Genomic DNA, 16,347 nt, shown 5'->3' with positions numbered 1-16,347 from the left:
CCGGGGCGAACGCGTCCGGACGGTGGCCTCTTCCCGGCGCGCTCAGCCGTGCCACCGGTCCCGGTGCACGACCTCCGCGAGCGGGCGCCGCCGCGGCTCGGACCAGCGGCCCCGGGTCGGGTACCCGAGGGGGAGCAGGCCCATCGTCAGCGCGTCGTCGGGCAGGCCGAGCAGCGCGGCGACGTCGCGCTCCCGGACGGTGTGGAAGGTCGTGAGCGTCGTCCCGATCCCGTAGGCCCGGGCCGCGAGGACGAGGTTCTGCACCGCGCCGTAGATCGAGGCCCCGAGCCGGGGGTCGGCCGAGCGCGCCGCGTCCCGCAGCACCGGCACGACCCACACCGGGGCCTCCTCCAGGTGCAGCGCCAGGTGCTCGACGGCGCGGAAGCCCGCCTCGCTCACGCCGGCGTCGTCGGTCGCGGCACTGAGGACGGCGTCGCGGCGGTCCCCGTACGCCGCGCGCCACCCCTCGCGGTACCAGGCGGCGATCTGCGCCTTCGTCGCGGGGTCCCGCACGACGACCCACGCCCACCGCTGCCGGTTGCCCCCGCTCGGTCCGCGAACCGCGGCGTCGAGGATCGCGTCGAGCACGTCGTCGGGCACCGGGTCGGGCGAGAGGTAGCGGCGCGACGGCGTCGAGTGGAGCGCGCGCAGGACGGGCAGGTCCTCGGGTGTGGTCACGGTCGCCGAGGGTACGGGCGAGCATCCGGCGCGTCCTCGGGTCCCGGCCGTCGTCTCGCAGACTGGGCACCCCTGCGACGCGTCCGGCTCCACCGGCCGGCGTGGAGAGCAGGCGGTCGCCGGAGCGGCCGGCGGGCGACGGCGGCTCGGCTGCAGCTCAGCCGGGGATCACCAGTTCTTGGTGCCGCCCCCGCTGCTGTCGCCCGGGTCGCTGCCGGTGCCCGGCTGGTCCCCGTAGAGGTCGCGGTACTCCTGCTCGAGACGCTCCTGCTCGTCGCGCGCCTCGGAGCCCTGCTGCTCGAGCTGCTCCTGGCGCTGCTGCTCCTCGCGCTCGGCCTGGCTCTGCTGGTCCTCGCCCTCGGAGCTCTCGGAGCCCTCGCCGCCCGAGGCGTCCGACTGCTCGTCGCCCTCGGACCCCTCGCCCTCGCCCTCCTGCGTGTCGCCGCCGCCCTGGTTCTCGGGCTGCGAGTCCTGCGCCTGCTGCTGCTTGTCCTGGAGACGCTGCTGGGCGGCAGCGTCCTGCTCCTGCTGCTCGGGGGTCTGCTCGGACTCGCCGCAGTCGGGCCAGCCGCGGATCTGCTCGGCCGTCGCGTACTCCTGCTCGGCGTACTCGTACCAGTCCTGGACGTCCTGCCGGAGCTCGTCCGGGTCGGGCTCGGTGCCGTCGCCGTACGGGTCGAGCACCTCCTCGTCGTACGAGCGGCCGGCGTCGCGCGCGGCGATCGCCTCCTCGACGAGGGCGAGCTCCGCCGCCTTGCGGTCGGCGTAGGCCATGTCGCCGTCGCCCTGGATCTCGTACGTCAGCGACAGGTTGGTCTGGATCATGCACCGCTCCTCGGGAGACTCGTTCTCCGCGAGGTCGTAGGCGCGGTCGAGGGACCGGATCGCGTCGTACAGCGACCACGAGTCCTCGGTGCGCGCGAGCGCCGTCCCGTGGTTGTAGTGCGCCTTCCAGGGCTCGACGAGGTTGAGCGTCCGCTGGAGGCCGTACGCGCTCGCCGCGCCCTCGGTGTCGCCGGCGTCGTAGCGGTCCTTCGCGAGCGAGGCGACCGGGGCGCGCAGGGCGAGCGTGAACCCCAGCACGAGGAGCACGAGCACGACGGGCAGGGTCCCGAGGAGCCACCACCGGCGCCGCCGCAGCCGCGCCGCGCGCAGGGCGGCCCCGCCGGTGGGCCGGGGCGCGCGGGCGCCGGGCGGGGGTGCCGGGGGAGGGGTCCAGGTCATCGGCGCACCTCCGCCCGGTCGGGTGCCGTCGGGCGGACGAGCGAGCGGCTCGCGGAGCGCGCCCAGAACCACGCCTCGACGCCGAGCAGCGCCACGAGCGCGAGGGCGAACGGCCACACGACCGGCCGGTACGCCGTGACGTCGCGGCGTCCGTCCGCCGCGACCTGCTGCGGGTCGACGCCCGCGACGAGCGACGCCGTCTCCGACGGCTCCTGCCGGTGCACGTACGGCACGCCGAGCTGGTCGGCGAGCGCGGTGAGCGTCGCCTCGTCCAGCACGGACAGCGCCTCGACGGGCTCGCCGCCGTCGCTCGGCTTCGACCAGTCGACGAGGTACTCCGCGTCCTCGGGGTCCACGTCCGGGTCGTACTCCTTCATGCGGCCTCCCTCGGCGGTCCCGTAGCCCAGCACCGCGCCGCCGTCGACGAGCGGTGCGAGGTCGGCGAACGACCGCGGCTCGCCCTCCGCCGTCTGCTCGCCGTCGGTGAGGAGGAAGACGAGCCGCACGTTGGCCGGGTGCTGCTCCGCCGAGCCCTCGAGCGCGGACCGCAGCTCGTCGAGCGGCCGGTCCGTGAGGGAGCCCTGCGAGTACCGCGTGATCTCGCGGTGGAACGTGTCGGCCCAGGAGGTGATCGCGCGCGCGTCCGTCGTCAGCGGCAGCTGGCGCGACGCCTGCGAGTCGAACGAGATGATCGAGTACCGCGCCCCGGGGATCGCCTCGGTGAGGCTCGTGATGTCGTGCCGCACGCCGTCGAGGCGCTCCTGGCCGCCCTCGGGCCCGTAGTCCTCGGCCGCCATCGACCCCGTGCGGTCGACGACGAAGAACATGTCGACGTTCGCGACCGACGTGTCGCGGTCCGTCGACGCGACCGAGGGCGCGATTCCGATGATGCCGAGCAGCACGACCGCCCCGGCGCGGCGCACCCAGGCCGCGCGCGGGGCGCCCGGGCGGGGGGCGCCGTCGGGCCCCGGGCGCCCGGCCACGACCGCCTGCCACCCGGCGAGGCCGAGCAGCGGCAGCACGAGCAGCGCCAGCGCCCACAGGGGCACGAGCGGCTGGAACGTGAGTCCGGCGAGGTTCATCGGCGCGTCACTCCTTCACCCGCCACGCGACGACGAGCAGCAGCGCGACGCCGAGGACCGCGACGAGGAACCAGCCCGCGGGCCGGTCCGTGACGACCACCTCGGGGGACGCGTCGAGCTCGACGGCCTGCTGCGCGACGACGTCGTCGACCATGCCCTGCACCGCGGCCGGGTCGTCCGCGAGGAAGTACAGGCCGCCGCCCGACTCGACGGTCTCGCGGTACTCGGTCTCCTCGGGCGTGCCCTCGTAGCGCTGGGACCCGCCGAAGATGCCGTGCAGCGTGATGTCGCGCGACGCGACGAGGTCCGCCGCTTGCGGGAGCGTGTAGATCGGCTCGCCGGAGACGTAGTTGTCCGTCGCCAGGATGATCGAGCGCGAGCGCTCGGTGTCCTCCGCGTCGAACTGGAGCGCGCAGCTCGCGAGCCCGTCGCCGATGAGGCTCGCGCCCGAGAGGTTCGCCGTCGTGCCCGCCGTGAACTGCGCGTACTCGAGGATCTCCGCGTCGTCGGTGCCGCCCGTGTAGTCGAACGTCGCCGGGTCTTGGTCGAGCGCGGCGATCCCGGCCTGGAGCTCCTCCTGGACGAGCGTGTAGTCGTCCGTGAGCGGGAAGACCGTGCGCGACGACGAGTTGAAGATCGACAGCGCGATCCGCTCGCCCTCGAAGTTGTCCACGAGCTCCTGGAACACCTTGAGCACCGCGCCGTCGTACTCGATCATCGAGCCCGACACGTCGAGGCACAGCACGATGTCGCGCGTGCCGAGGCGGTCGACGACGACGTCCGTCTCGACCGGGCGGGCCGCGACCGCGCCCGCCCCGACGACCGCCACGAGCAGCCCCGCCGCGGTGAGGCCCTGCAGCACGCGGTAGCGGCGCACCCACGCGGCGAACGCCGGGACGCGCGCGAGGTAGTCGGAGTTCGCGACCCAGAGCACGCCCGCGTCCGCGTCGCGCGACCGGCGGCGCCGCGCGAGCCACCACGCCACCGCCGCCGCCGCGAGCACCGCGACGACGAGGACGACCCACAGCCACGGCCACAGGATCGACGGGCCCTGCGGCCCGGGGACGACGGCGGCGCTCGCCGCGACGGGACGCGTCACCATCCGCGCACCACCGCCCGGGCGCGGTCGATCGAGTCCTCGCCGTCCGTCGAGCGGGCCGCCGGGTCGTTGTCGTGGTCCGCGAACGACGGCCGGTAGTAGCGCGCGATGAGCTGCGTGAGGCGGCCCGCCTCGGCGAGCTGCTGGATCTCCGAGAGCGTCATGGACGACGCGTCCTGGCCCAGCCGACCGGTCGCGAAGCCGCGCATCTCCGCCGAGAGGGCGAGGTGCAGGGTGCGCTCGTCGAGCTCGCCCGCGCGGAACCGCTCGGCGACGGCGTCGAGACGCCGCTCGTACTCCGCGCGCAGCGACGCGTACGGGTCGTGCGGCCCCGTGGGGAGCAGCGGGGCGGGCCGTGGGGCGTTCTTCTCCTCCGCGCTCGCGCGCGTCAGCCAGATCACGAGGAACACGACCGCGGCGGCCGCGAGGACCAGGACGATCCCCAGGACCGTCCACCACACCGAGTAGCCGACGGGGTCGACGAGCTCATCGACGGGCACGCTTCTGCCTCCCCAGGAGCTCGACGAACCGCTGCAGCACGTCGTCGGACCCCTCGACGAGCACGCCCTCGACCTGCAGGGCGCGCAGCCTGTCGGCCACCTCGGCACGCCGCGCGGCCAGCGCCTCGGCGGCGGGCGCCGCGAGCGCGGCCCGGCCCCGCAGGAACGGCGGCAGGCGCAGCGTGCCGTCGACGTCGGCCACCTCCCCGACCCCGGCGCCCACCGGCGACAGGTCCGCGACCTGCACGACCATCACCTCGTGGCGCACGCGCAGCGAGCGCAGGAGCTGCTCGTGCTCGGCGGCGGGGCGGGCCTCGTCGGTGACGACGACCACGAGCGAGCGGCGCCGGAACGCCGTCTGCGCGCGGTCGAGCGGACGGGACAGGTCGCTCCCGGGAGCGTCCGGGCGCCACAGCCCCTCCACGGTGCGCAGCAGCACCTCGAGGTCGCGCGTGCTCGCGCGCGGCGGGAGCTGGACCAGGCGCTCGGCGTCACCCGCGACGAGCGCGACGCGGTCGCCCCGGTCGCGCGCGAGGTAGGCGACGAGCGCGCAGCAGAAGCTCGCGATCTCCGCCTTCGTCTCCCCGCTCGGCGCCGTCGCGCCCATGGTGCGCCCCGTGTCCACGACGAGCACGAGGTTGAGGTTCGACTCGCGCACGAACCGGCGGATGATCGGCAGCCCGGCGCGCGCCGAGGACTTCCAGTCGATGTCGCCGACGTCCTCGCCCGGCGCGTACAGGTGCAGGTCGTCGAAGTCCTGCCCGTGCCCCTTGAACACCGAGCGGTGCCGGCCCTCGAGCAGGCCGGACGCCCGGCGCGCGACCGGCAGGTCGAGCCGGGCCCGGACCTGGGCGAGACGGGAGACGTCGGGCACGTGGGGCTCTCTCGGGACGGTGGGCGGACCGGTCAGGGCGTGGGGACGGCGTCGAACACCGCGTCCACGAGCTGCTCCGGCGGCACGTTGTTGGCGAGCGCGTCGAACGTGCGCACGAGGCGGTGGCGCAGCACCGAGTACCGCACCGCCTTGATGTCGTCCGGGATGACGTACGCCCGGCCCGCGAGGATCGCGAGCGCCTGGCCCACGCGCATGAGCGCGATGCCGCCGCGCGGCGACGCGCCCACGCGCACGTGGCGCTCCAGGCCCGGCACCGGGCGGGGGCCCGAGAACCGCGTCGTGTTGATGAGGTCGACGACATAGCGCTTGATCGAGTCGTCCACGTACACGTCGTCGACGAGACCACGCAGGAAGCGCACGTCGTCGAGCGAGATCGGCTGTGCCGTGAGGGGGCGCGTCATCTGCCCGATCGCGATGCGCTGGAGGATCTCGAGCTCCTGCGGCGGCGTCGGGTACGTGAGCACCTCCTTCATGAGGAAGCGGTCCATCTGGGCCTCGGGGAGCACGTACGTGCCCTCCTCCTCGATGGGGTTCTGCGTCGCGAGCACCATGAACGGGTCGGGGAGCGCGTAGTTCTCGCCGCCGATCGACGTCTGCTTCTCCTGCATCGCCTCGAGCATCGCCGACTGCGTCTTGGCCGACGAGCGGTTGATCTCGTCGAGCAGGACGACGTTCGCGTGCACCGGGCCGAGCTGGGTCGTGAACTGGCCGGTCGCGTAGTTGAAGATCTGCGTGCCGACGATGTCGTTCGGCATGAGGTCCGGCGTGCACTGGATGCGGTGGAACGAGCCGTCGACCGCCGCGGCGAGCGTCTGCGCCGCGGTCGTCTTGGCGAGGCCCGGGACCGACTCGAGCAGGATGTGCCCGCCCGCGAGCAGCGTGCTCACGAGCGCGGTGCGCAGGGCCTCCTGCCCGACGACGCGCTGGTCGAAGACCTGGCCGACGCGCTTGAGCAGGTGGCTCGCGCGGTCGAGGTCCTGCGTCGAGATGCTGCCGTGCCCTGCGGCCATCGGTCGTCCTCCGGGTGGTGCGGGTGGTGTGGTCCCGTGCGCGGCCGGAGGGCGGACGGAGCCTCGCGAGCCCCCGGCGAACCCGGCCCAGTATGCCAGCGCGGACCCCGCCGGACCGGGCGTCGTCCACAGGTCCGGGTGGGGAGAGGTCCCCACGTGCGGTGCGCCGGGAATGCCCCGCGGGCCTGCGACGGTTGCCCCGGCATGAGCACCGACGCCCGCGACATCTCCCGTGACACCGCCCGCGACGCCCCCGGCCGCGCGCCGCGCGCCCCGCTCGGGGACCCCGCGCTCCTCGACCTCGTCGCCGCGCGCCGCCAGGGCGTCCTCGCGACCGTGAAGAAGGACGGGCGGCCCCAGCTCTCCAACGTGCTCTACGTCTGGGACCCGGAGGACGGGCTCGCGCGCGTCTCCGTCACCGCCGACCGCGCGAAGACCCGCAACGCGGCGCGCGACCCGCGCGTCTCGCTCCACGTGAGCGCGGAGGACTTCGCGGGCTACGCCGTCGTCGAGGGCGACGCCGAGCTGAGCGCCGTCGCGCTCGACCCCCACGACGCCGCCGCCGACGAGCTGGTCGCGACCTACCGCGCGGCCACCGGGGGCGAGCACCCGGACTGGGAGGAGTTCCGGCGCGCCATGGTCGCGGACCGCCGCCAGGTGCTGCGCGTGCGCGCGACGAAGGTCTACGGGATGGCCCGCCTGTCCCGGCCCTGAGCCGTGACCGGAGGGGCCCGCGCGGTCGATACCCTGGTGGGGTGACCACCACTGCCCTGCGCCGCGCGCCCTCGGACGCCCGACCCGCGAACCCGTGGTGGCTCGTCGTCGCCGGGCCGTTCGCCGTCGTCGTCGCGGTCGTCGCCGTGCTCGCCGCCGGCGCGTTCTCGGCCGCGTTCACCGTCCCCGCCGGGTTCCCGGACCCGGGCGCCCTCGCGCGCCTCGGCACCCCGGTCGTCACGGTGCTCACCGAGCTCGCCGTCGCGCTCACGCTCGGGTCGCTCGTCCTCGCGGCGTGCGTGCTGCCCGCCGGGACGCCCGTGCGCAAGGCGCTCGGCGTCGCGGGGGCGGCGTCGGCCACGTGGGCGGTGCTCACCGTCCTGCAGGTCGTGCTGCGCTACTCCTCCATCTCGAGCACGCCGGTCACCAACCCGACGTTCGGCGACCAGCTCGGCCTCTTCGTCTCGCAGGTCAGCCTCGGCCGGAACTACCTCGCGATCGTCGTCGTCGCGGCCCTGACGTCCGCCGTCGCGCTCGCCGTGCGCAGCGCGACCGGGGCGATGTGGACCGCGGCCCTCGCCCTCGTCGCCCTCGCGATGCAGGCCAACACCGGCCACGCGGCCGGCGCGGTGAGCCACGAGCTCGCCGTCTCCTCGATGTTCCTGCACCTGGCCGGCGCCGCGCTGTGGGTCGGCGGGCTCGGGACGCTCGCCGTCGTGCGCGTGCGCGGCGGCCTGGGCCGCGCGGACTTCGCGTCTTCCGTCGCGCGGTACTCCGCGATCGCGCTGTGGTGCTACGTCGCCGTCGCCGTCTCGGGCATCGCGAACGCGAGCATCCGGGTCGACTCCCTCGCCGGCCTGACGACGGACTACGGCATCCTCCTGCTCACCAAGCTCGCGCTCCTGCTCGTCCTCGGCGCGGTCGGCTTCGCGCACCGCGAGCTCGTCGTGCGTCGCCTCGCCGGCCCGACGGCGGCCGCTCGCCCGGCCCGGGACGACGCCCCGGCGAGCGGTGCCGGGACGGGCGGGACGTCGTCGTCCACGAGCGCACGGGCGGCGGCCGCGGAGGGCACGCGCTGGCTGTTCTGGCGCCTCGTCGCGGTCGAGCTCGCGATCATGGGCGCCGTGTCCGGCGCCGCGGTCGCGCTCGGGTCCACCGCCCCGCCGGTGCCGCAGGAGGAGCCGCTCGACACCTCCGCCGCGTACCAGGTGACGGGGCACGCGCTCCCGCCGGAGCCGACGCTCGCCCGCTGGTTCACCGAGTGGCGCTGGGACCTGCTGCCCGCGTTCGCGTGCGTCGCGGCGATCGTCGTGTACCTGCGCTGGGTGCGCCGTCTCGCGCGGCGCGGCGACTCGTGGTCGGTGGGGCGCACCGTCTCCTGGTGCCTGGGGATCGTCATCCTGTTCTGGGTCACGTCCGGCGGCCCGGCGATGTACGGCCACGTGCTGTTCAGCGCGCACATGGTCCAGCACATGATCCTCGCGATGGTCGTGCCGATCTTCCTCGTGCTCGCCGCCCCCGTGACGCTCCTGGTGCGCGCGGTGCCGCCGCGCAAGGACGGGTCGCGGGGACCGCGCGAGTGGGTGCTCGCCCTCGTGACGTCGCGCGTGGGCCAGTTCTTCGCGAACCCGATCGTCGCGGCGGTGAACTTCGCCGGCTCGATGATCGTCTTCTACTACACGCCCGCGTTCGAGTACGCGCTCACGACGTACGCCGGCCACCTCGTCATGCTGGTGCACTTCACGCTCGCGGGGTACCTGTTCGCGAACGCGCTCGTCGGCATCGACCCCGGCCCGCACCGCCCGCCCTACCCGCAGCGTCTGCTCCTGCTGTTCGCGACCATGGCGTTCCACGCGTTCTTCGGCGTCGCGCTCACCTCGGGCGAGGAGCTGCTCGTGCCCGAGTGGTTCGGCCTCCTCGGCCGCGAGTGGGGCCCGAGCGCCATCGCCGACCAGCAGCGCGGCGGCGCCGTCGCGTGGGGCATCGGCGAGCTGCCGACGCTCATCCTCGCGATCGTCGTCGCCGTCATGTGGACGCGCTCCGACGAGCGCGAGGCCAAGCGCCGCGACCGCCAGGCCGACCGCGACGGCGACGCCGAGCTCCAGGAGTACAACGACATGCTCGCGGAAATGTCGAAGCGGAACGACTGACCGACGCACCCCCACCCGCCCCCGCCCCCTCCCGCCCCCGCCCCCCGTCTCCGCCGAACACGGCGTTGGAGACCGAGAATCCGGGATTTCGGTCGCTGATCGCGTGCTCGCGGGTGGTGATGGTGGTCAGGGCCGACTCTCTGTGGTTTTGCACAGGGTCGGGTTTGGGCGGGGTGTTCACAGGGGCGGAGCCTGCGTGCCGCAGTGGACCGGGCGTCGTGGTGCCATGCCGACCATGGCGTTCTCACCGGAGCTGGACCGGCTCGTCGCTGCGCAGGCCGGGCTCGTGTCGATCGACCAGCTGCTCGCCTTCGGGGTCTCCTCGCGCGTCGCTCGTCGTCGCGTCGACTCGGGTGCCTGGGCGCGCGTCACGCGTGGTGTCTACGACCTCCGGCCGACGGCCGGTCAGCGTTGGGACTGGGACCATCGACGGCGGAGATCGGCGTGGGCGGGCCTGCTCGCCTTCGGCCCGGAGGCCATCGCCGTCGGGACGACGGCGCTCGTGCTGCACGGCGTCCAGGGGATCCCCGTCGGGGTCGCCCCGGAGGTCGCCCTGCCCCGTGCGAGCGGCCGCACCACGCGCGACGGCATCCGCCTGCGGCAGTTCGACGACGGGATGACGACCGTCCAGATCGGTGGGCGAGCCGTCGCGACCGTCGAACGCGCCCTCGCCCAGGCGGTGCCCGAGCTGCCTCGCGCGCACGCGCTGGCCGTCCTCGACTCCGCGCTGCACCGGCGGTCGACCGACCCCGACGGGCTCGCGAGGGCGCACGACCTGGCGCGCGGGCGCCGTGGCGTCGCCGCCACGCACTCGCTCTGGGGAATGGCGGACGGCCGCGCGGAGTCGCCGTTGGAGTCCTTCGGACGGCTCGACTGCGTGGATGTGGGCCTGCCGCCTGACGTCCTCCAGCTGCCGGTGCTCGACGCGGACGGTCGCGTCGTCGCGCGGGGAGACATGGGTTGGCGCCTCGGTGGGGAACGGTGGCTGGTGGCGGAGATGGACGGAGCGGACGTGCACTCCGACCCTCAGGCCGTGTACGCCGATCGCACGCGCCAGAACCGTCTCGCCGCCTCGGGCACGATCGAGCTGCTCCGGTTCACGGGTCGTGACGTGCCGGGCGGCGTCGGCCCCGCGGTACGAGCCTTCCTCGGCCATCGCGGCGCCCTCCCCGCGTGACAGAGGCCCGAACACGGGAGAGGCGACCGTCGAGCACGGGGTTGAAGACCCGAATCGGCGGATTCCGGTCTCTGACCCCGTGTTCGGCGGGAGCCGTTTCAGGGGGAGGGGCGTGATAGGACGTACGGGTGAGCAATCTGGCTGGCACGCCCGGTACACCCGACCCGACCGTGGGACCGTTCCACGACCTCGACCGATATCTCGCGATCCCGCGCGTCGGGGGCCTCGCGCTCTCGCCCGACGGGACGCGCCTCGTCACGACCGTCCAGACGCTCGACCCGCAGCGCACCGAGTACCGGGCGGCGCTGTGGGAGGTCGACCCGGCGGGCGAGGCGCCCGCGCGTCGGCTGACGCGCAGCACGAAGGGCGAGTCGAGCGCGACGTTCACCGGCGCGGGCGACGTGCTGTTCACGTCGGCGCGGCCCGACCCGGACGGCGGCGCCGACGACGACGCGACGTCGGCGCTGTGGCTGCTGCCGGCGTCGGGCGGGGAGGCGCGCGTGGTCGCCACGGCGCCCGCGGGCGTGAGCGGGCCGCTCGCGGCGACGGACGCGCCGGTCGTGTCGGTCGCGGCGTCGGTGCTGCCGAGCGCGCGCGACCTCGCGCACGACGCCGAGCTCCGGTCGGCGCGCAAGGACGCGAAGGTCGCGGCGATCCTGCACCGCGCCTACCCGGTGCGGCAGTGGGACCACGACCGCGGTCCCGACGAGGCGCACCGGTTCGTCGGTGACCTCACGACGCTGGTCGACGCGCCCGCGCAGCCCCTCCCGGCCCCGGTCGCCCCGACCGACGCCCCGGCCGCCCCGACCGACGCGCCGGCGGGCTCGGGCAGCACCGCGCCGCTCACCGCCGCGCCGCTCGCCGCGGGAGCGCAGGGCACCGCCGCGGAGCACGCCGCCGAGCATGCCGCCGCCGAGCACGACGCGCGGCTGCTCGACCTGCGCGACGTGAGCCGCGGCGTCGGGCACGACGGCACGGCGCCGGGGCGCGCGCTGCACGAGCACTCGGCAGACCTGTCCGCCGACGGCACGACGCTCGTCACGACGTGGCAGGTGCCGGGTCCCGGCCCGCAGGTGCGCAGCACGCTCGTCGCGATCGACACGGCGACGGGCGCGCGCCGCACGCTCGTCGACGAGCCGCGCGCGGAGGCGCACTCGCCCCGGATCTCGCCCGACGGCGCGTGGGTCGCGTTCGTGCGCGAGACGATCTCGACGCCGCACCAGGCGCCGGAGGAGAGCCTCGCCGTCGTGCCGCTGCACGCGCCGGACGGGCCCGCCGGGACCGCGGAGGGCCACGACGACTCGGCGACGACGCGCGCCGAGAACCACGCGTCGCCGCGCACGCTCGTGCCGCACTGGGACCGCTGGCCGACGTCGCTGCGCTGGCTGCCCGACGGCTCGGGGCTGCTCGTCACCGCGGACGACGACGGCCGCGGCCCGGTCTTCCTCGTCCCCTTCGACCCCGCGGGCAACGGCGCGGCCGAGCACGGCACGGCGGAGCGTGTGACGAGCGACGACGCGACGTTCACGGACGTGCAGGTCGCGCCCGACGGCCGGACGCTCTACGCGCTGCGGACGAGCTATCTGGAGCCCGCGCACCCGGTGCGCGTCGACCTCGGGACGTTCCTCGACTCCGGCACGCCGGGCGGCCGCACGCCGGTGCCCGCGACGCCGCTGCGCGGCCCGGTCGCGACGCCCGACCTGCCGGGCACGCTCGTCGACGTCGAGACGGCGGCGGGGGACGACGTGCGCGTGCGGGGCTGGCTCGCGCTGCCGCACGGCGCGTCCGCGGAGGACCCGGCACCGCTGCTGCTGTGGATCCACGGCGGCCCGCTCGGGTCGTGGAACGCGTGGAGCTGGCGCTGGAACCCGTGGCTGATGGTCGCGCAGGGCTACGCGGTGCTGCTGCCGGACCCGGCGCTGTCGACCGGGTACGGGCAGGACTTCGTGCAGCGCGGGTGGGGCGCGTGGGGCAAGGCCCCGTACACGGACCTGCTCGCGATCACGGACGCCGTGGAGGCGCGCCCGGGAATCGACGCGACCCGGACGGCCGCGATGGGCGGGTCCTTCGGCGGGTACATGGCGAACTGGGTCGCGGGCCACACGGACCGCTTCCGCGCGATCGTCACGCACGCGAGCCTGTGGGCGCTCGACCAGTTCGGCCCGACGACCGACCACGCGTACTACTGGGCGCGCGAGATGACGGACGAGATGGCGCTGGAGAACAGCCCGCACCGGTTCGTCCAGGACATCGTGACGCCGATGCTCGTCATCCACGGCGACAAGGACTATCGCGTGCCGATCGGCGAGGGCCTGCGGCTCTGGTACGAGCTGCTCGCGTCGTCCGGGCTGCCCGCCGGCCCGGACGGCGACACGGTGCACCGGTTCCTCTTCTACCCGGACGAGAACCACTGGATCCTCCAGCCGCAGCACGCGAAGGTCTGGTACCAGGTGGTCCTGGCCTTCCTCGCGGAGCACGTGCTGGGGGCCGCCCCGGGCGAGGGCGACGCCGCGCTGCCGACGACGCTCGGCTGACCGGGGCCGCCGCCCGCGGACGGCGGCCCGCAGGGCTCCCACCGACGGCCAGCGTCAGCTGACCGCCGTCAGGCGACGGTCGACGGGAGCCCTGCGGCCGCCGCGCGCCAGCGCCGCACGAGGCGCCGGTCGGCGGCGCCGCGCGCGGCCGCCCACAGGCAGTGCTGGGTCGTCTCGCGGTGCTCGAGGAGCGCGTCGCGGTCGTTCTCGAGCGCCCAGAGCAGGGCGGTGCGCACCTCGGTGCGCGAGGGGGCGGAGGGCAGGGTGTCGTGCATGGTCCGTCTCGTCGTCCGTCGTTCTGCGGCGGCCGGTCGGCCGTCCACACGAGGAGACGGCAGAAGTCTCCGTCTGTGACGCGACTTCGGAGACTTTTTTCCGGAACGTGCACGATGTCTCACCCGGAGGTCAGGACACGGCGTCGACGATCACGGCCGCGAGGTCCCGGGGGCGCGAGAGCATCGGCCAGTGGCCGGTCGGGAGGTCGACGTAGGCGACGTCCTCGACCTCGCCCAGCTCGGTGTGCAGGGGCGGCCCCGGGTGCGCCATCTCGGCGAGGACGGCGGACGGGATCGACGAGCAGACGGCGGTCGCGGGCACCTTCAGGCGGCCCGGGTCCGACACCCGCACCGCCCCCCGCGCGACGGGTCCCGGGGTGGGCACCGCCCGCTCGCGGAACCGCGCCAGCGCGGCCTCATCCAGCCCGTCGAGGCTCGATCCTGCCTCGGCGAGCTCCTCCCACGTCGGGAGCGGGACCTCCGCGGCGTCGGCCGGAAGGCCGGGGGACAGCGCCGCGCCGTCGACGAGCGGGCCCGTGTCGACGTAGACGACGCGCTCGATGCGCGCGGGGTCCCGGTCGAGGGCCTCCTGCACGACCGGCCCGCCGCCGCTGTGCCCGACGAGCACGACGCGGCCGTCGAACTCGTCGACGAGGCGCGTGACCGCGGCGACGTGGTCCGCGCGCGTGACGTGCGCGCGGTCGGCCGCGGTCGCGCCGGGCTCCAGGCCCGGCAGGGTCACCGGGTGGGGGACGAGGCCGGCGGCCTCGAGGTGGGGGACGACGTCGTCCCAGGCCCACGCGCCCAGCCAGAAGCCGGGGACGAGGACGACGTGGACGGGCTGCTCGGGTGTTCCGTGGGTGCTCATGCAGCCACCCTCGCAGGGTGTCGGTGACACCTGTCTGTCACCATTCTCGGGTGAACAGGACGGAGCGCCTCTACGCGCTCGCGGAGGAGCTGCGCCGCGCGGGCCGGACCGGGACGACGGGGCCGCGCCTCGCCGCGGCGCTCGAGGTGAGCGAGCGGACGATCAAGCGCGACGTCGCCGCGCTCCAGCAGGCCGGGCTCACGATCTGGGCCCAGGCGGGCCCCGGGGGCGGGTACGTGCTCGACCCGAGCGCGTCGCTGCCGCCCGTGAACTTCACGCCCGGCCAGGCCGTCGCCGTGGCCGTCGCGCTCGCGACGCTCCCGCCCGGCAGCCCGTTCGCGGTGGACGCCCTTGCCGCCCGCGGCAAGGTGTGGGACGCGCTCGGCGCGGGCGACCGCGCACGGGCCGAGGCGCTCGCCGCCCGCGTGTGGGTCCGCCACGCCGCGCCGGACCCGGACCTGCCCGACGCCGTCCCGCCTGCGAGCCCGCCCGACGCCGTCCCGCCCGCGAGCCCGCCCGACGTCGTCCCGCCCGCAGCAGGCCCGCCCGCCGTCCCGGCCGACGCCGTCCCGCCCGCCGCCGTCCACCCGGATGAGCCGCACGGCGACACGACCGCGTCCGGCCGCGGCGACGTCGTCGGGCGTGCGCGGACCCACCTCGGGGTGCTGCGCGCGGTCGAGCAGTCGATCGCGGGCGGGCGCGTGCTGGCGATCCGCTACCGGGACGGGCGCGGGGCGACGTCGACGCGTCGCGTGGAGCCCGTGCTGCTCGCGCACACCGACGGCCGCTGGTACCTCGTCGCGTGGTGCCGCACGCGCGAGGCGATCCGCTGGTTCCGGCTCTCGCGCGTCGAGCGGGCGGACCTCACCGCGGAGGCGTACGACCCGCGCCCCGTCGCGGACGTGGGGGAGCCGCCCCCGGGCTCTGCCGCGGTGTACCGCCCCGACCCCGCGTGACGCGGGGTCAGTCGCCGCGCAGGACGCAGAACTCGTTGCCCTCGACGTCCGCCAGGACGACGAACGTCTCGTGCTCGCCCTGCCCGACGTCGATGCGGCGCGCGCCGAGCCCTTCGAGCCGCGCGACGTCGGCGGCCTGGGTCGACGACGAGAAGTCGAGGTGGAGGCGGTTCTTCACCGTCTTGCCCTCGGGGACGCGCTGGAAGACGAGGCTCGGCGGCCCGAGGATCGTCTCGCCGTCGCGCGGGAAGAGCACGGCCTCGCCGTGCGGCCCGGTCTCGCGGCCCGTCCACCCGAGCGCGGCCTGCCAGAAGTCCGCCACGACGGCGGGGTCGGCGCAGTCGACCACGGCGCCGCTGAAGGTGAGTGTCATGCCGCCAGTGTGACGCGCGCCACCCACACCGGGGGCGGTTCTCAGTCCGCGGCGGGCAGCGGCTCGACGAGCCGTCCGACGAGCGCGGGGAGCCAGTCCGCGGTCTGCGCGCGCTGCACGGCGTCGTCGCCCGCGGGGCTGAGGAACGCGTCGCGCGCCGCGCACGTGTACGCGCTGATGAGCACGCGCGTCGCGGCCGCCGGGTCGATCGCGAACCGCATGCCGACCTCGGTGAGCACGCGGGTGAGGATGCCCGCGAGCTCGGCGCGGAACGACTCCTCCTGGTCCGCGAACCGCGCCGCGACCTGCGGGTCGCGCAGCGCGAGCAGCTCGAGCTCCGCGCTCATGAGGCACCAGCGGCGCTCGTCGCGCGGGTCGGCCATGACGGCCGCGACGATCGCGGCGATCGTGTCGGGCGCGATGACGCCGTCGCGGACCGGGTCGTCGGGCAGGTGCTCGACGGCGGCCTCGAGGTTGCGCATGCGCGTCCGGATCTCGCGCTCCGTGAGGGCGAGGAACAGCGACTCCTTCGACTCGAAGTTCGAGTAGAACGCGCCGCGGGTGAAGCCCGCGGCCTCGCACACCGCCTCGATCGAGGTGCCGTTGATCCCGTGCTCGGCGAAGAGCCCGTAGGCGGCGTCGAGCAGGCGCTCGCGCGTGCGCTCGCGGCGCCGCGAGAGCGGCGCGTCGCTCTCCGCGCGGTCGACTCGGGTCGGGTCGAGGTCCGTCGTCACGCCGGACATGCTCCCACTGTCGGACGGCGCCGCCCGAACCGGGCGGCCTTGCGATGCACGAGTGTATCCGATACGTTC

At 75.3% G+C, this 16,347-nt stretch carries 16 protein-coding genes; 5 read left to right on the top strand and 11 right to left on the bottom strand.

All coding sequences use genetic code 11. The features are described 5' to 3' along the window. Window positions 1–42 precede the first annotated feature (42 nt). The 7 genes from ACPCUX_RS15160 to ACPCUX_RS15130 form a co-directional block, all read right to left on the bottom strand. A complete protein-coding gene (locus ACPCUX_RS15160; RefSeq protein WP_423389091.1) occupies window positions 43–678 on the bottom strand; it encodes a nitroreductase family protein in 636 nt (211 codons plus the stop codon). A gap of 168 nt (window positions 679–846) precedes the next feature. Continuing rightward, complete coding sequence (locus ACPCUX_RS15155; protein WP_423389090.1) at window positions 847–1,902, bottom strand: hypothetical protein; 1,056 nt, start codon at window positions 1,900–1,902, stop codon at window positions 847–849. Next, the gene (locus tag ACPCUX_RS15150; protein ID WP_423389089.1) at window positions 1,899–2,984 is read right to left on the bottom strand and encodes a vWA domain-containing protein; all 1,086 of its coding nucleotides are present in this window, start codon (window positions 2,982–2,984) and stop codon (window positions 1,899–1,901) included. The genes ACPCUX_RS15155 and ACPCUX_RS15150 overlap by 4 nt, the downstream gene beginning before the upstream one ends. Before the next feature lie 7 nt (window positions 2,985–2,991). Then, complete coding sequence (locus ACPCUX_RS15145) at window positions 2,992–4,086, bottom strand: vWA domain-containing protein (protein WP_051028761.1); 1,095 nt, start codon at window positions 4,084–4,086, stop codon at window positions 2,992–2,994. Continuing rightward, window positions 4,080–4,583 (bottom strand): hypothetical protein, encoded by a 504-nt coding sequence (locus tag ACPCUX_RS15140; RefSeq protein WP_423389088.1) that lies wholly within the window; start codon window positions 4,581–4,583, stop codon window positions 4,080–4,082. Before ACPCUX_RS15140 ends, ACPCUX_RS15145 begins: the two co-directional genes overlap by 7 nt. Beyond that, a complete protein-coding gene (locus tag ACPCUX_RS15135) occupies window positions 4,570–5,457 on the bottom strand; it encodes a DUF58 domain-containing protein (RefSeq protein ID WP_074804955.1) in 888 nt (295 codons plus the stop codon). The genes ACPCUX_RS15140 and ACPCUX_RS15135 overlap by 14 nt, the downstream gene beginning before the upstream one ends. 32 nt (window positions 5,458–5,489) lie before the next feature. Further along, complete coding sequence (locus ACPCUX_RS15130) at window positions 5,490–6,488, bottom strand: AAA family ATPase (protein ID WP_423389087.1); 999 nt, start codon at window positions 6,486–6,488, stop codon at window positions 5,490–5,492. A 204-nt stretch (window positions 6,489–6,692) separates the two neighbouring features. Between ACPCUX_RS15130 and ACPCUX_RS15125 the strand changes: the two genes are divergently transcribed. The 4 genes from ACPCUX_RS15125 (at window position 6,693) to ACPCUX_RS15110 (ending at window position 13,063) form a co-directional block, all read left to right on the top strand. Beyond that, the gene (locus ACPCUX_RS15125; protein WP_086149385.1) at window positions 6,693–7,202 is read left to right on the top strand and encodes a PPOX class F420-dependent oxidoreductase; all 510 of its coding nucleotides are present in this window, start codon (window positions 6,693–6,695) and stop codon (window positions 7,200–7,202) included. Window positions 7,203–7,243: 41 nt separating this feature from the next. Then, window positions 7,244–9,352, top strand: coding sequence for a cytochrome c oxidase assembly protein (locus ACPCUX_RS15120; protein ID WP_423389086.1), 2,109 nt, complete (start codon window positions 7,244–7,246; stop codon window positions 9,350–9,352). Window positions 9,353–9,587: 235 nt separating this feature from the next. After that, window positions 9,588–10,529 (top strand): type IV toxin-antitoxin system AbiEi family antitoxin domain-containing protein, encoded by a 942-nt coding sequence (locus ACPCUX_RS15115; protein WP_396049526.1) that lies wholly within the window; start codon window positions 9,588–9,590, stop codon window positions 10,527–10,529. Between the two features lie 137 nt (window positions 10,530–10,666). Continuing rightward, window positions 10,667–13,063, top strand: a complete 2,397-nt coding sequence (locus tag ACPCUX_RS15110) for a prolyl oligopeptidase family serine peptidase (RefSeq protein WP_423389105.1) — start codon at window positions 10,667–10,669, stop codon at window positions 13,061–13,063. A gap of 68 nt (window positions 13,064–13,131) precedes the next feature. On the opposite strand, the gene ACPCUX_RS15105 is transcribed toward ACPCUX_RS15110, so the two are convergent. Both ACPCUX_RS15105 and ACPCUX_RS15100 read right to left on the bottom strand, forming a co-directional pair. After that, window positions 13,132–13,338 (bottom strand): hypothetical protein, encoded by a 207-nt coding sequence (locus tag ACPCUX_RS15105; protein WP_061267027.1) that lies wholly within the window; start codon window positions 13,336–13,338, stop codon window positions 13,132–13,134. Between the two features lie 130 nt (window positions 13,339–13,468). After that, the gene (locus ACPCUX_RS15100) at window positions 13,469–14,206 is read right to left on the bottom strand and encodes an alpha/beta fold hydrolase (RefSeq protein WP_423389085.1); all 738 of its coding nucleotides are present in this window, start codon (window positions 14,204–14,206) and stop codon (window positions 13,469–13,471) included. Window positions 14,207–14,256: 50 nt separating this feature from the next. Between ACPCUX_RS15100 and ACPCUX_RS15095 the strand changes: the two genes are divergently transcribed. Then, window positions 14,257–15,162: a helix-turn-helix transcriptional regulator gene (locus ACPCUX_RS15095; protein ID WP_171467313.1), complete on the top strand. Its 906-nt coding sequence runs from the start codon at window positions 14,257–14,259 to the stop codon at window positions 15,160–15,162. A gap of 7 nt (window positions 15,163–15,169) precedes the next feature. Here ACPCUX_RS15095 and ACPCUX_RS15090 read toward each other — a convergent pair whose 3' ends face one another. Both ACPCUX_RS15090 and ACPCUX_RS15085 read right to left on the bottom strand, forming a co-directional pair. After that, entirely contained in the window at window positions 15,170–15,535 is a 366-nt protein-coding gene (locus tag ACPCUX_RS15090; protein WP_144721109.1) for a VOC family protein, read from the bottom strand. 41 nt (window positions 15,536–15,576) lie between these two features. Next, entirely contained in the window at window positions 15,577–16,278 is a 702-nt protein-coding gene (locus tag ACPCUX_RS15085) for a TetR/AcrR family transcriptional regulator (RefSeq protein ID WP_423389084.1), read from the bottom strand. Window positions 16,279–16,347: the final 69 nt, after the last annotated feature.

This window comes from Cellulosimicrobium sp. AB352, assembly GCF_049538415.1.
GTDB lineage: Bacteria > Actinomycetota > Actinomycetes > Actinomycetales > Cellulomonadaceae > Cellulosimicrobium > Cellulosimicrobium funkei.
The sequence above is the reverse complement of the archived record's forward strand: the minus strand, read 5'-3'. Positions and strand labels throughout refer to the sequence as shown.